The 14,803-nt window shown below is 72.2% G+C and carries 11 protein-coding genes; 3 read left to right on the forward strand and 8 right to left on the reverse strand.

Features of this window, described 5'->3' with window-relative positions; all coding sequences use genetic code 11:
• Positions 1 to 102: 102 nt before the first annotated feature.
• The 3 genes from recO to DK412_RS12615 form a co-directional block, all read right to left on the reverse strand.
• Entirely contained in the window at positions 103 to 843 is a 741-nt protein-coding gene (gene recO, locus DK412_RS12605; RefSeq protein WP_109972227.1) for a DNA repair protein RecO, read from the reverse strand.
• 586 nt (positions 844 to 1,429) lie between these two features.
• Positions 1,430 to 2,998 carry a PAS domain-containing hybrid sensor histidine kinase/response regulator gene (locus tag DK412_RS12610; RefSeq protein WP_162596195.1) on the reverse strand — a complete coding sequence of 523 codons (1,569 nt, stop codon included), beginning with the start codon at positions 2,996 to 2,998 and terminating at the stop codon, positions 1,430 to 1,432.
• A 354-nt stretch (positions 2,999 to 3,352) separates the two neighbouring features.
• On the reverse strand, positions 3,353 to 4,093 hold the full coding sequence (locus DK412_RS12615; RefSeq protein WP_109972229.1) for an SGNH/GDSL hydrolase family protein: 741 nt from the start codon (positions 4,091 to 4,093) through the stop codon (positions 3,353 to 3,355).
• Between the two features lie 199 nt (positions 4,094 to 4,292).
• On the opposite strand from DK412_RS12615, the gene DK412_RS12620 reads away from it, so the two are divergent.
• On the forward strand, positions 4,293 to 5,276 hold the full coding sequence (locus DK412_RS12620) for a chemotaxis protein CheA (protein ID WP_109972230.1): 984 nt from the start codon (positions 4,293 to 4,295) through the stop codon (positions 5,274 to 5,276).
• A 45-nt stretch (positions 5,277 to 5,321) separates the two neighbouring features.
• Here DK412_RS12620 and DK412_RS12625 read toward each other — a convergent pair whose 3' ends face one another.
• The 5 genes from DK412_RS12625 to DK412_RS12645 all read right to left on the reverse strand — a co-directional run bounded on the left by DK412_RS12625 (position 5,322) and on the right by DK412_RS12645 (position 11,595).
• Complete coding sequence (locus tag DK412_RS12625) at positions 5,322 to 7,058, reverse strand: calcineurin-like phosphoesterase family protein (RefSeq protein ID WP_109972231.1); 1,737 nt, start codon at positions 7,056 to 7,058, stop codon at positions 5,322 to 5,324.
• Positions 7,059 to 7,271: 213 nt separating this feature from the next.
• Positions 7,272 to 8,618, reverse strand: coding sequence for an IS4 family transposase (locus DK412_RS12630; protein ID WP_109971307.1), 1,347 nt, complete (start codon positions 8,616 to 8,618; stop codon positions 7,272 to 7,274).
• A gap of 152 nt (positions 8,619 to 8,770) precedes the next feature.
• Entirely contained in the window at positions 8,771 to 9,457 is a 687-nt protein-coding gene (locus DK412_RS12635; RefSeq protein ID WP_109972232.1) for a Crp/Fnr family transcriptional regulator, read from the reverse strand.
• Between the two features lie 129 nt (positions 9,458 to 9,586).
• Positions 9,587 to 10,930 (reverse strand): nucleotide sugar dehydrogenase, encoded by a 1,344-nt coding sequence (locus DK412_RS12640; protein ID WP_109972233.1) that lies wholly within the window; start codon positions 10,928 to 10,930, stop codon positions 9,587 to 9,589.
• A gap of 182 nt (positions 10,931 to 11,112) precedes the next feature.
• Entirely contained in the window at positions 11,113 to 11,595 is a 483-nt protein-coding gene (locus DK412_RS12645) for a MarR family transcriptional regulator (RefSeq protein WP_109972234.1), read from the reverse strand.
• A 168-nt stretch (positions 11,596 to 11,763) separates the two neighbouring features.
• On the opposite strand from DK412_RS12645, the gene DK412_RS12650 reads away from it, so the two are divergent.
• Complete coding sequence (locus DK412_RS12650) at positions 11,764 to 13,185, forward strand: MFS transporter (RefSeq protein WP_109972235.1); 1,422 nt, start codon at positions 11,764 to 11,766, stop codon at positions 13,183 to 13,185.
• A 15-nt stretch (positions 13,186 to 13,200) separates the two neighbouring features.
• Complete coding sequence (locus tag DK412_RS12655; RefSeq protein WP_109972236.1) at positions 13,201 to 14,802, forward strand: FAD-dependent monooxygenase; 1,602 nt, start codon at positions 13,201 to 13,203, stop codon at positions 14,800 to 14,802.
• Position 14,803: the final 1 nt, after the last annotated feature.

Consider the following 14,803-nt stretch of genomic DNA (forward strand, 5'->3'; position numbering starts at 1 on the left):
ACGTCAACTCACGGTTTCGGCGGTCTCAAGATGAGAACATAACACGAACATATGCCGATTGCCAGGAAGGCGAGACAACCCTTCCTTGCGCTCGGGGGCGGCTCAGCCCGCCCCGGCGGTGCCGAGTGCGACGAACCGCACCCGCTCCTCGGGCTCGGCGAGGTCGCGCGGCCCCCAGATGTGCTGGTCGAGGAAATAACCCGTTAAGGTAAACCCTTGCTTGATCTCCCGCTCGCTCGGCACGTTGAGGCCGCGGCGGTCGGGGCGGTCGACCAGGAAGTCGGGGAGCGCGAGCAGCCGGTCGCGCCAGGGCTCGCCGGCGGCCGCGCTCACCGCCCGCCCGCTCTTCGGCGAGACGTAGGCGAGATACTCGTTGGTGCCGGTGGCCGCGCAGGCCGAGAGGTCGAGGCCGAAGCCGAGCTCGGCGAGCATCGCGAGCTCGAAGCGCACCATCAGGGCGGGGGCGATCGCGGGCTCGTGCAGGTGCTCGATCAGCACCCGCGCGGCCGCGTACAGGGCGGGATGCGGGTCGCGCTCGGGCAGGAGCCGCAGCAGCCCGGCGGCGTAGCCGATGCCGTAGAGCGCGAGGCGCGAGCCGATCAGCCGGGCGCTGGCGCTGACGATCGGCTCGACCGCGTAGGAACCCAGGCCCTCGTCGAGGCGCGCCCGCCACACCGCCCGCACGAGGTTGCCGGGCTGGAGCACCGGCTGCATCCGGCGCGAGCGCCCGCCATGGACGAGGCCGAGATGCCGGCCGTGCTCGGCCGTCATCAGTTCGAGGACGACGCCGGTCTCGCCGTGCCGCCGCGCCCCGAGAACCAGCCCGTCATCCGTCCATTGCATAAGAGGCTCAATAGCCGCTCGGGGAGCGGAACTGAACCGGGTTTCGGGAGTGAAACCCGATCGGCTGGGACCTGCCGTGAGTGCCGCCTCAACCCGTTGCGGCTTCAGCCGATACCGCGCTGCATCGAGGTTGCGGGTCGAGTATGCATCGCGTGGGTCCACGCGAGCCGCGCTGGTGGCGGCAGCCGGACGATCGCGATCGTGGCGACCCGTCGAAGTGCGGTCCGGAAGCGAGAGGCGTTTCGCGCTCCCCACACGCCAAGGAAGCCGTCGCCGGTGGTGTCATTGCGGAAGAAAGCATTGCCGCCGAACGCGCCTCGCAAGCCTTCCTGATCGTGATGGCCCCCGCCTCCAAAAGCTTTCACAACCACGTCGAGGGGGGCCGCACATACGACCGTGCTGCTCCCGGGCGCGATGCTTTCGGAGCGAAATAGACAGACTGGTGTCGGTTCATCCATCGACCCATCTCGGAGGGACATCAGCTCAAGATCTCGCCGAAATGTCGACGCGGAGTTCCGCTCACCACCTTCACCAGCCCTTCGAACCGCCGCGCCGAGAGGTCCGAACCCTCGCTGGAACCAGCCTCCTAGGCCGGCGGCAGCAGCACCGAGAACCACATCCGGGTCCCGCGCCCCGGCTCGCTCGTGACACCGATCTGCCCGCCCATCAGCTCGACGAGGTGGCGGCAGATGACGAGGCCGAGCCCGCTGCCGCCGAAGCGGCGGCGGATCGATTCGTCGCCCTGGCCGAAGGGCACGAACAGCCGCTCCTGCTGCGCCGCCGACATGCCGATGCCGGTGTCGCTCACCGTGAAGAGCAGCCGCCCTTCCCCGCCCCGCGCGGTGTCCGGGCTCACCGCCAGGACCACCCGGCCCGCGGGCGTGAACTTGACCGCGTTGGTGAGGAGGTTGAGCAGCACCTGCCGCAGGCGCCCGACATCGCCCAGCACCAGGGCCGGGGTGGCGGGGTCGCGCAGCACCTCCACCGCCACGCCCTTGCGCGAGGCCGCGCCCCGGGCGACGGCGGCGGTGCCCTCCATCAGGTCGGCCAGCAGGAAGGATTCGGGATCGAGGGCGACCTGGCCAGCCTCGATCTGCGCCACGTCGAGCACGTCGTCGACGACCCGGATCAGGATCTCGCCGGCCTCCTGGACGGCGGCGAGGTGGCGCAGGGTCTCGGGCTCGCGCGAGCGGCTGAGCATGAGCTCGGTGTAGCCGAGGACCGCGTTGAGCGGGTTGCGGATCTCGTGGCTCATCATCGCCAGGAAATCCGACTTGGCGCGGTTGGCCTGCTCGGCCCCTTCCTTGGCGTGGGACAGGGCCTGCTCGGCGCGCTTGCGGGCCGTGATGTCGAGGGTCAGGCCGACGATGCGGCCGCTCAGGCCGTGGGCGTCGTCGAGGACGCGGCCGAGGCTCTGGATCCAGCGGGTGCCGCCGTGCTCGGCCGTCACCCGCACGTCGACGGAGAACGGGGTGCGGGTGGTGACCGCCTTGGTGACCGCGTCCCACAGCATCGCGCGGTCGTCCGCATGGACCAGCCCGGTCCAGGCCGAGGAGGTGATGATGCAGGCCTGCGCCGAGAGGCCGTGCAGGCGCGCGCCCTCCGCCGAGAGCGAGAGCGCACCGGTGCGCATGTTCCAGTCCCACAGGCCGACGCCGGCCGCCTTGTGGGTGAGGAGCAGCAGGTTGGTGGTGGCCTCCAGCGCCTGGTTGTCGGCCACGACGTCGTCGACGTCGGCGGCGGTCATCATCCAGCCGGTGATGCCGGCGCCCTCGCGGATCGGCACCACGTCGGTCTGGTGCCAGTGCCAGCGCCCGCTGGTGTCGCGCAGGCGGATCGTCAGGTCGTAGGGCTGGCCGGAGCGGATGGCGGAGCTGCGCGCCGCCGCGGCGCGGTGGCGGTCCTTCGGGTGGATCACGCTGTCCCAGCCGTCGGGCTCGCCGAGGCTGGAGCCGATCTCCCGCGCCGCCCGGTTGGCGAAGCGGACCGCCCCGTCGGAGTCGAGCATCCAGATCTTCTGCGGCAACGCGTCGAGGATCAGGCGCGACGGCAGCCCGATCATCCCCGGTTCGCTCTCCGGAAGCGCACGGCCGAGGGCGTCGCCCGGTCTGTCGACCGGGATGCCCGCGATCGGGTGCGCGGTCCGCGCCGTCATCAGCTCTCCTACGCCATCCGCGCCGAGCGTGAGGTGGCCGGCACCCGCGTGACGCCCGGGCCCAGCCGAATCGGCTAAATCCCGAATCCTGCTTCTGCTAACCCAAGGACGCGATTTGTCCAAGAGCCTGATGCCGACTCCAAAAGCTTTCCCGGGCAAAATCGCCGCCCGGCCATGATCTGCCAGAGCAGCATCGAAATCATTTCGGCATTTGCCGCCACGCGACATCGAATAGGGTGGCGCTCCGAATGGAGGCGCGGCTGCACAGTCCTAGGTGGTAAGGGTGAGGATGAAGCCCCCCTTAAGGCAAGTAGATCTTCACCATCGTCGTCCGGTCGACGCCTCGGAACCGCGTCAGCGCGAACGGGCGGCAAGATCAGGGCAGGCCGCCGCCTCCAGGCGCGCGGCGATGCGGTCCCGCGCCGCACCATCGAGGCCGAGATGGACCCCGTCCGGCGATCGTCCCGTGCCGGCCGCATCGCGCAGGTCCGCGAAGGCATCGACGAAGCGGCAGCCGGCGCGGGCGCATTCCTCCGACAGGATCGCCGAGTAGGCCGGCGCGGCGGCGACGTCGTAGAACTTCGTCACCCCGGGCCGCTCGGCGTCGAAGGGCGGCACCGCGGTGGCGACGACGCGCCGGGCGCGGGGCACGAGATCGGCGAACAGCGCCCTCGCCTCCTCGCGGAACTGCCCGGCCGCGGCGTCGCGGCCGGAGCGCTGGCGCTGGGTGAGATCGTTGGTGCCGATGGTCACCACGACCACTTCCGGCGGCCGGGGCAGCGCGATCCACTCCGCCACCGCCCGCAAGCCGGAGATCCGCGTGCCGGCGATGGCGGCATTGACGGCAGGATGCCCGCACAGGGTCGGAAGGTGGAGGCGCTCCATCTGCGAATCGCCGAGGAGCAGCCCGTAGGGGCCGTCGATCTGCTTGAGCTCGCTTGAGACCGCGAAGGCCCGGGCCTCGCGGAAGGCCGCCACGCCCTGCCCGCCGCCGGCGCGATGCCGCGTCACCAGGACAGCGGCGGTTCCCGCCGCCAGGATGACTGCCAGGACGGCCGCGATCAGGCCGATCCCCTTCTTCGTTCTCGTCTGCACCCGTCCTCGCGTCCACTCCCGACGCCCCCGCGACGTCGTACAAGCGCCTGCGCCCGCCGCGAGTCAATCGCCGATCGCCCCGACGTCTCGCGGGATTTCGCGAGGTTATCCACAGGACGCCTGTTTTCCACCGACATCTTCACGCCTGATTCGGTGGTTCTGATCATGGTTGAGGGCAGGTCATCGGAGAGCCCGTGCCATGATGCCAGTGGAGATCGACCCGTCGGAGGTGCGCCGGCCGCGCCCGGACCCGCACGAGAGCGTTCGCGCGCGCCTCGGCCGTCCGGCGATGCTGGCCGCCCTGGCCGTGGTCGGGATCGGCGGCTGCGCCGGCCTCGCCGCGGCGGCCTATCCGACGATCAGCGACCTGCTGCGGCCGCGCCCCCCGGAGGTGCATTTCGGCCGCGTCGCCGAGATGCCGGAGATCAAGGACGGCATCCCCGCCCTGCGGACGACGCCGGTGCGCCAGGTTCCCATCGTTCAAGCGCCAGCCACCCTTGCGGCGGGCGTTCAAGCACCGGCGGCACCCGCCGCCCTGCTCGATCCGGCGTCGACCGTGGCGACGGCGCCGCCGCAGAGCGCTCCCGTACCGGGTTCGCTGGCACAGACCTCGCCGGTGCGGGGCTCCTGGTCGCCGGCTTCCGACGTGGCCGCGACCGGCACCGCTGCCACGTTCCAGCCCGTGCCCGCCACCGCGAAGGCGCCGGAGACGCCCCGGCCGGCCCCCGTCCGCGAGGCCAAGGCGAGCGTCGAGGCCGCGATCCCCCGCGCCGTCCCGGCGCCGCGCGAGCCCGCGCCGCTGCCGCCGGCCCGGGCGGTGCAGGCCAAGGTCGAACCCAAGGTCGAAACCAAGGCTGACTCCAAGCCGGTCGCCCCGCCGCGCATCGCGACGACCGAGCCGAAAGCGACGCCGAGACCCGCGCCGGTCCGGGAGGCCAAGGCCGAACCGGCAAAGCCCGAGACGGCGAAGCCCGCGGCCGAGAAGCACCAGGCGGAGAAGCCGGTCGCCCGGCGCGAAAAGCCCGACGCGCACCAGCGTAGCGCCGCCGCCCAGCCGGCCGCGAGCCCGGCAGCGGAGGAGCCGACCCGCTTCCTCGGCGTGCCGATGCCCGATTTCGCCCCGGCCGGCCGCGCCATCAAGGAGACGGTCGACGCGGTGATCTCCCTGCCCAGCCGGCTGTGACGACCGGCCGGTGCGGGCCGGCCCTCAGCCGGCGCGGGCCGGCCTTCAGCCGGCCCTGCCCGCCCCGTCCAGCACTTCGAGCACCAGCGCGTCGCGGTGCGGGCGGCCGTACTCGTCGGTCGCCTCGACCGTGAGGCGGTGAGTGCCGGCTTTCAGGTCCCGCGGCAGGCGCGCGACCCAGAGGTGCGAGCACGGCTCGGCCTTGACCCAGGACTTCTTCGTCGCGGCGTTGCGGGCGTAGAGCGCGGCGACGAACGGGTCGGGCCGGCGCGTCCGGGTCATCGCCACGAGCGGCCCGTCGCCGATCCGGAACGACACTCGGCTGCGCGGCCCGCCGTCGAACAGGTTGACCACCACGTTCGTACCGCCGGCGCTCTCGGCCGGGATGGTGGCGCCGAGCAGCTCGTAGAGCCGCGTGTCGGGCAGGCGGGCGAGGTCGTCGGCGTGGAACTGGCTCTCCAGCACGATCCGCATCTGGCGCCCCGCATCGTCGCTGGCCGGGACGTAGCGGGTGGTGACGGACCGCCCGCCGGTGACGCTGAGCAGGTGAAAGCCGTGCGGCGTCCCGTCGCGGCTGTCGGCGGTGGCGATGCCGCGCCGGTCCGGCGGGCCGCTCCACCACGAGCCCGAAACGGCGGTGAGCACGTGGTGGTGGTGGGCGTCCTCGCCGGTCGCCCCCGGTCGCCCGTCGGGTCCGAGATAATGGTGCTCGGTGGTATGGGTGTGGCCGGAGACGCTGAAGGATGGGCGCCCGGCGAGGAGCCGCAGCAGCTGCGCCCGGTCGGCGGTGCTGATGCCGGGATCATCCGGCCCGAGATCGCTGGCGAGCGGGATGTGCATCGCCGCCACCACCGGGCGGTCCGTGGGCGTCAGCGTCAGCAGGTTCTCCACGAAGGCGAGCTGGCGCTCGCCGATCCGGCCCTCGTAGCGCCCGCCCCGGCTTCCCGCGGCGGTCTGGGCGCCGAGGTAATGGACGTTGTCGAGCATCAGGAACAGCACGCCGCCGTATTCCAGCGCGTAGTACGGCGCCCCGAAGCTGCGCTTGAAGGTCTCGCGGGAATGGCGGGCGTCCGGCGCCTCGAAGTTGAGGTCGTGGTTGCCGCCGATATGGAACCACGGCAGGCCCATCTGGGCGACGAGGCGGTTCTGGCGCGGGTAGAGGGAGAGATCGTCGAACAGCACGTCGCCGGTGGTCATGCCGAAGGCGATCCTGTTCGAGGCGTCCCGCATCCCGAGCACCCGGGCGATGGCGGTCTCGCGCACGAAGGTCAGCTCGGCGTGGCTCTCGGGCTGCGGATCGGTGAACAGCACCACGTCGAAGTCGCCGCTCTCCGGGCGTCGCACGAGGCCGAAATCGACGGAGGCCGGCAGCGGCCCGGTCGGCGCGATGCCGGGATAGCGCAAGGCGAGGTCCGGCGGCGTGCCGGCCGGCTGGTGGATGTAGGAGAAACGCGGCAGGCCGTCGGGCCCGGGCGGCAGGCTGAAGCCCGTCGGCTTGATCACGAAGATCACCGCCTCGTCGCCGACCGGCAGGGTGTAGCGCCCGTCCGCGCCGGTGCGGACCACCTCGCGGCCGTTCGAGACCAGCACGTCGGGCAGGCCCGGATCGTCGGGCCCGCGCCGCCCCTTGCCGCCCCGGTCCTCGTAGACGACGCCGGTGACCTGTCCGGCTCCCTGACCCGTCCCCGGCGCGCTTTGTGCCCGCGCCGCGAGGGGGGCGAGCGCCAGGGCCGTGGCACCGGCCAGGGTGGTGCGGCGGGTCAGGGTGTGGTGGTCCGACATCGCGGTCTCGTCCTCCCGGCAGCCTCGCCGGGACGGACCGGGGCTGCGCGCTGGTTCGCCCCGAGGCAATCACGGCTCCTTGACGGTTCGGTGACGGTCGGGCCCATGCGGACCGCAGGAACGGGGGCGAGCGCTGCGCGGGAAGCCGCTCATACCGTCTTCGTTTGATCTATTCCGAAGCAAGCCGAGCGCGTCTCCCCTCTCCCGAGTGGGCTACGGCCTTGACGGAAGTGAGTCTCTCGCGAGGAGGGCACCGGCGAGCATGGCCGAGAAGCGCTCCCATCCGCGCGCGACGACCTTGGGACCGGGTGGCGAGTTGGGAGCGTTCCAGCCGCCGTGGCGGGCCACGATCCACTCTAACCAGCTCAGGTTGCCGACGGGGTGAGGGTTGCGCAGGCGGTCCGTGCTGCCCTCGCAGGCCCGCCCCAGTTCCGCGACCACTGGCAGAGCCGCCTTATCCAGAACGTCCTGCATCGGTCGTCGGCTGCCGTCGCGGGCATCGACCAACTGCAGGATCCGCACGGCGGCTCCCAGCGCCAAGGCACTCAGCCGGAACAGCTTGTCTGGCACCCGCACCTGTGTCTCGTCCAGGCCGAGCCCGTCGCGCTTGAGAGCGCGGAACACCTCCTCGATCCGCCACCTCAACCGGTACAGCCGCACCATGTCCTGCGCGGCGGCGGCATCCGGCACCGCCCGCGTCGTCAGAAGCCGCCAGCACAAGGGCGTCACGCCCACAGGCGGCTCGAGTTCCTGCACGCAGACGCCATGCAGCCTCAGGCTGGCCGGCTCGCGGGCGCCTGGGCCGGAGGGACGGACCACCTCGACCGGTCCGGCCTGCAGCCTCACCTTGGCGATGCGGGCCGGCACCCCAGGGCGAGCCGGCACCTCCACGGTGCCGGTTGTCGCGACGGGCCATGACGCCTTGTCCTGAAGGCTGCCCCCTTCAACCAGTGGCCGGTCATGGCGTGCCCGCACCAGAAGATCGCTGCCCGCGGGCCGACGGGCGAAGTGGCTGTAGATGTCGCCCTCCTGGTCGGCGACCACGATCAAGCTCCGGGCCGTGTCGGCCAAAGCCGTCGCGGCAGCGGCCGCTCCGGTGATCCAGCGCTGGCTCTCCTTGTCCTCGACTGGCCGCCGGTGACGTGGCGCCGTCTGGCGGGCGGCGCGGGTCCAGAGCTGGGCGTCGACCAAGCCCAGCACCGCCTCGTCCTCGGCATCGACGGCGATGACCGGGTGCAGGAAGAAGCCGGGATTGCGGCCGTTGCCGGCCGGCCCCAGGCCATGGCGGCCAGCAGCAGCTGGGGTGAAGTTGATCTCGCTCGTGTCCTGGACGGCCACGATCGGACGCCCGGCGCAGGCCTGGGCCGTGCGGGCTGCAAAAGCCTGCAGGATGCCCTGCCAGTCAGCGCAGGGCGAGGAAAGGTAGCGATGGGCGGCCGCCGTACCGGCTTCGCTGCCGCCCACCGTGCTCAGCACCACGCTGCCGGTGGTGACGATCCGCTCAAACAGCCACGCCCCCCGGGCCTCGGTGCGTACGTCGCCCGATCCAAAGCCTCGCATCGGTTGTCCTCGCTGAACCGCAAAGACGCCCAACTCACAGACGCCGAACCATTTCCGTCAAGGCCGTAGCCCACACGGGAGAGGGGAGACGCGCTCGAACTTTATCCGGCCGGATCAAGCGGAAATCGTATCACGCATCCGCGGGCATCCGCTCACGCGTCTTCCCGCAGCGCCTCCGCCACCCGGGCCTCCAGGATGTCCGGCCGGCGCAGGATCAGCGCGCCGCGGGTGCGGTCGACGAGGCCTTCCTGGGCCATCACGGTGAATTCCCGGGTCACCTGCTCGCGGCGGCAGCCGATGCGCGCGGCGAGCACGTGGTGGTAGGGCGGCGGGCTCACCGCCCGCTCGCCGTCGGTGCCGGGCCGGGGCGCGGAGAGGCGCAGGAGCTCGGCGTAGAGACGGTGGCGCAGGTCGAGGACCGCGTGCTCCATCAGCCGGGCATTGAGCATCCGCACCCGTTTGGCCAGAAGCCGCAGCAGCTTGTCGGCGATCGGGGGCGCCGCGAAGACGATCTCGCGGAAGACCGCGGCCGGTACGACGCACAGCTCGCCCCGGGTGAGCGCCGTGACGTTGGCCGAGCGACTGACCCCGTCGATGGCGGCGAGCTCGCCGAAGAACTCGCCGGCCCGCATCTCGCCCAGGATCACCTCCTTGCCCGACTGCGTCCGGTTGAGGATCCGCACCTCGCCGGAGGCCAGCAGGTAGACGTCGGTCGAGGCATCGTCGAAATCGACGAGGATCTCGTTGGCGTCGAACCGGCGCCAGATGCAGCGCGATTCGTACGAGATCAGGTCGATGCCCGCGTCCTTGAAGAAGGGAAACCCTGCGAGCCGACCCATCTGCTGCCCTCGACCCCGCGGATGCGGTACTGCCCTTCCGTGTTCTTAGCCCGGCGCGGCCGCGCTCGCCAGGGTGCGGCCGTGCTTGCGCCCGGCCATGTGTCGATCGACCCGTGATTTTTCCGGGTTTTACGCCTTCACGATCGTCGCACCTGTCAGTCCATGTTCCAATCCATGCCGCGCCATGACGTTGCGGGTGTCGACGATCAGCCGGGCTTCCCGCGCCACCAGGGCGTAGTCGACGCCGTCATGGTCGGTGGCGACCAGCACCGCGTCGACCCCGCGCAGGGTCTCCGGGGTGAGGGGTTCGGAGCGCCGCCCGGCGAGTTCGGGATGCTCGCGGGTCGCCGGCAGGACCGGCACCAGGGGATCGTGGTAGAGCGCCGCCGCGCCCCGCGCCTCGATCAGCCGGATCAGCTTCAGGGCCGGGCTCTCGCGGGTATCCTCGACGTTGCGCTTGTAGGCGAGCCCCAGCACCAGCACCCGGGCGCCCGAGAAGGCGCGGCCGGTCCGGTCGACGGCCGCCGCCAGGCGCTCGACGACGTGATAGGGCATCCGCGTGTTGACCTCGCCGGCCAGTTCCACGAAGCGGGCCGGCACGTCGAATTCCCGCGCCTTCCAGGCGAGGTAGAACGGGTCGATCGGGATGCAGTGGCCACCGAGACCCGGCCCGGGCTGGAACGGCATGAAGCCGAAGGGCTTGGTGGCCGCCGCCTGGATCACCTCCCAGACGTCGATGCCCATCGCATCGTAGACGAGCTTCAATTCGTTCACGAGGGCGATGTTGACGGACCGGAAGATGTTTTCCGTGAGCTTCACCGCCTCCGCGGCGGCAGCCGAGGAGACCGGCACCGTGCGCACCACCAGCGCCCCGTAGAGCGCCTCCGCCAGGCCGCGCGCGGCGACGTCGTCGGCCCCCACCACCTTGGGGATGCGGGCCGTGTCGAACTCGCCGTTGCCCGGGTCCTCGCGCTCCGGCGAGTAGGCCAGGAAGAAGTCCGCGCCGGAGCGCAGGCCGCCAGCCTCCAGGATCGGCCGCATCACCTCGGCGGTGGTGCCCGGGTAGGTGGTCGATTCGAGCACCACGAGCTGGCCGGGGCGCAACGCCGCGGCGATCGCCCGGGCGGTGGCCTCGACGTAGGACAGGTCGGGCTCGCGGTGGCGGGTCAGCGGCGTCGGCACGCAGATCAGCACCGCGTCGGGCTCGGCGAGCCGCGCCATGTCGCCGGTGGCCGCGAAGGTGCCGGCCGCGAGCGCGTCGCCCAAGGCCTCGCCCGGGATGTGGTGGAACGCCCCCTCGCCCCGGTTCAGCGCCGCGACCCGGTCCGGATCGACGTCGAAGCCGAGCACCGGGAAACCGGCCCGGAGCGCGGCGAGGGCCAGCGGCAGCCCGACATAGCCGAGGCCGACGATGCCGATCAGCGCCCGGCGCTCGTGAAGGAGCGTCCGCGTCCGCGCCTCGTTCGCGTTCATGTCCCGCCGCTCCCGCGCTCCTCGAGTGTGGTCCCTTGAGCGTGGCCGCGGGCAGCTGTCAAATCGGGTCGGTGGACGGCTAAGCAGGTTTCGCAAAAGTGGCTGCCGGTTTTTGCGATAAAAACCTGCGACAAAACAAGAATCTAAGCGGCCGAAGCGTTGGCAAGCCAACGCAAGTCCGCTTAGGCCTCGGCGCGCGAGCGTTTGGCGAGCGGCACCCGCGAGGTCGCGTCGAAGGCGCCCGTCAGCTTGCGCAGCAGCGCCAGGAAGACCGGCCGCTCCGCCGGATCGAGGGGCGCGAGGAGCTGCGCCACCGCCCGCTCGGCCGGCGCGGCGAGCCGGTCGAGGAGGTCGCCGCCCTCTCGCGTCAGTTCGAGGCTGCGGCGGCGCTTGTCGGCGGGGTCGACCACCCGGGCGACGAGGCCGCCCTCCTCCAGGGTCCTGACGACCATGCCGGTGGTCGAGCGGTCGAGGCCGAGCAGCCGCGCCACCGTGATCTGGTCGATGCCCGGGCGGTGCCGGAGCATGAACAGGATGCCGTACTGGGTCGTGGTGATCCCGAGATCGTCGGTCTCGGCCAGGAACACCGACACGGCGATCTGGTGCGCGCGCCGGATCATGAAGCCGGGCCGCTCGTAGAGGTCGTCCAGGGGGTCGGCGGCCATCGGATCCAGGAAAGAGGGAGCGCGCCGCCTGATAGGCCGCGCGCCGGGGCCGGACAAGCGGCCCGTCGACAAATCGTCAGACGTCTGATTATCATGGGCGATCGATGCCGGGACTCAGCCCGGCACAGCCCGGGTCCGGCCCGGGCGCGAGACGGCGCGGAGGAAACCATGGACCAGCCCGAGGGCGCCCCGCGCCCGGCCGACTTTCCGAAGAGCGCCCCGCGTCCGGCCGAAATCCCGAAGGGCACAAGGCGCCCGATCGACGTCACGGCGTTCATCGACGGCCAGCCGGTCGGCCGCGCCCAGATCCGGCTCCTCGTCCTCTGCGCCGCGGTCCTGTTCACCGACGGGTTCGACACGCAGGCGATCGGCTACGTCGCGCCCGAGCTGGTCCGGGCCTGGGCGGTCTCCCGCGGCGCCCTCGGGCCGGTCTTCAGCGCCGGGCTCGTCGGGCTGATGCTCGGCGCGCTCGTCTTCGGGCCGCTCGCCGACCGGATCGGGCGCAAGCGCATCGTCGTCGCCAGCACCGCCGCCTTCGGGCTCGGCACGCTCGCCACCGCCTTCGCGCCGGACCTGACCACCCTGCTGGCCCTGCGATTCCTCACCGGGCTGGGCTTGGGCGGCGCGATGCCGAACGCCATCGCGCTGACCTCGGAGTTCAGCCCGCACCGGCGCCGCGCCACCATGGTGATGACGATGTTCTGCGGCTTCTCGATCGGCGCGGCGCTCGGCGGCCTGATCGCCGCAGCGGTGATGCCGGTCTTCGGCTGGCGGGCGGTGTTCGTGATCGGCGGGGCGGTGCCGCTGATGCTGGTGCCGGTTCTCGTCCGGTCCCTGCCCGAATCGGTCCGCTTCCTCGCCGCCTCGGGTCGGGCGGATGCGCAGGCCGCCGCGATCCTGCGGCGCACCTTCCCGGCGGCGGGGCTCGCGCCCGAGGCGCGCTTCACCGTGCACGAGCCGGCGCTCCACGGCCTGCCGGTGGCGCACCTGTTCTCCCACGGCCGGGCGCGCACGACGGTGCTGCTCTGGGTCGTGTTCTTCATGAGCCTGCTCGACCTCTACTTCCTGTCGAACTGGCTGCCGACGGTGCTGAACGACCTCGGCGCCTCGGTTCCGGTCGCGGCGGTCGTCGGCTCGCTGCTCCAGGTCGGGGGCGTCGCCGGAACGGTCACCCTCGGGCGCCTGATCGACCGCTTCTCCTTCGGCGCGCTGGCGCTGACCTACCTGGTGGCGGCCGGCGCGGTGGCGGCGATCGGCGCCTCGGCCCACGCGGTGGTGCCGGCGGCGCTGGCCATCTTCGGCGCCGGCTTCTGCATCGTCGGCGGCCAGATCGCCTCCAATGCGCTCGCCGCCGCGGCCTACCCGACGGCGATCCGCGCGACCGGCATCGGCTGGGCGCTCGGCATCGGCCGGGTCGGGTCGATCGTCGGCCCGCTCGTCGGCGGGGCGCTGCTCGCCCTGCACTGGGCGACGGGCGACCTGTTCCTGGTCGCGGCCGTGCCGGCGCTCTGCGCGGCGCTGGCCGCCCTGGCGCTCTCCCGCGGCCGTCCCGCGCCGCAGGCCCACCCCGCCGCCGCCACCGGCCGCTGACCAGACGAGACCACCATGTCCGACGCTTCTTCTTCCACCGACGTCGTCATCGTGGGCGGCGGTCCCGTCGGGACCGGGCTCGCCATCGACCTCGCCCAGCGCGGCATCCGCTCCATCCTCGTCGAGCGCTCCCCCGAGCCGCAGCCGATCCCGCGCGGCCAGAACCTGACCCAGCGCACGATGGAGCATTTCCACTTCTGGGGCTGCGAGGCGGAGCTGCGCGCCGCCCGGACGGTGCCGCGCGGCTACGGCATCGGCGGGCTCACCGCCTACGGCACGCTGCTCGGCGGCCACACCTACGACTGGCTCCAGCGCGAGCTGGTGCGGCCCTACTACTTCACCGACAACGAGCGCCTGCCGCAATACGCCACCGAGGCGGTCCTGCGCCGCCGCGCCGCGGCCCTGCCGGCGATCGAGGCCCTCTACGGCTGGTCGGCCGAGGGCGTGACGCAGGAGGAGACCGGGATCCGGGTCGACATCGCGGCGCGGGACGGCGCGGGGCGGCGGAGCGTGCGCGGGGCCTACGCGGTCGGCTGCGACGGCAGCCGCTCGGTGGTGCGCGAGGCGGCCGGCATCACCCAGACCCGCCAGGACCACGACCGCCTGATGGTGCTGCTGGTCTTCCGCTCGCACGAGCTGCACCGGCTGCTCGAACGCTTCCCCGGCAAGTCGTTCTACAACGTGCTGCACCCGGAGCTGAAGGGCTACTGGCGCTTCTTCGGCCGGGTCGATCTCGGCACGACCTGGTTCTTCCACGCGCCGGTGCCGCCGGGCACCACCCGCGACAACTACGATTTCGCCGCCCTGCTGCACGAGGCGGTCGGCGCGACGTTCGACGTCGCGATCGAGCATGTCGGCTTCTGGGACCTGCGCTTCGCCACCGCCGACAGCTACCGCGCCGGGCGCCTGTTCATCGCGGGCGACGCCGCCCACAGCCACCCGCCCTACGGCGGCTACGGCATCAATACGGGCTTCGAGGACGCCGCCAACCTGGCCTGGAAGCTCGCCGCGACGCTGCAAGGCTGGGCCGGCCCGGACCTGCTCGATTCCTACACCGCCGAGCGACGGCCGGTCTTCGCCTCGACGGCGCGCGACTTCATCGAGCGGGCGATCCGCGACGACCGCGACTTCCTGGAGACCCACGATCCCGCCCGCGATCCCGCCGCCTTCGCGGCCGCCTGGAGCGCGCGGGGCAGCGGCGCGAAATCCGAGGTCGGCGCCTACGCGCCGCATTATGCCGGCTCGCCGATCGTGCCGGCCGAGCCGGGTGCCGCCCCGAGCGCCGTCGGCACGCATGCCTACGCGGCCCGGGCCGGCCGCCATCTCACGCCGCTCACGCTCACCGACGGGCGCAGCACCTACGACGCGCTCGGCCCCGGCTTCACCCTCCTGGCGATCGGCGAGGGCCGGCGGCAGGCCGGCGCCTTCGCCCGGGCAGCCTCGGATCTCGGCGTGCCGCTGAGCGTGGTCGAGGATCCGGGCTCGGACGACCTGTCGCGCTACGAGGCGGACCTGATCCTGGTGCGGCCCGACCAGTTCGTGGCCTTCGCGGGCGCCGGTCCCGCCGGCGATCCGGTGGGGATCCTGGAGCGAGCGGTCGGCGGGACGGCGCCGTAGG

The sequence above is a fragment of the Methylobacterium sp. 17Sr1-1 genome, assembly GCF_003173775.1.
GTDB lineage: Bacteria > Pseudomonadota > Alphaproteobacteria > Rhizobiales > Beijerinckiaceae > Methylobacterium.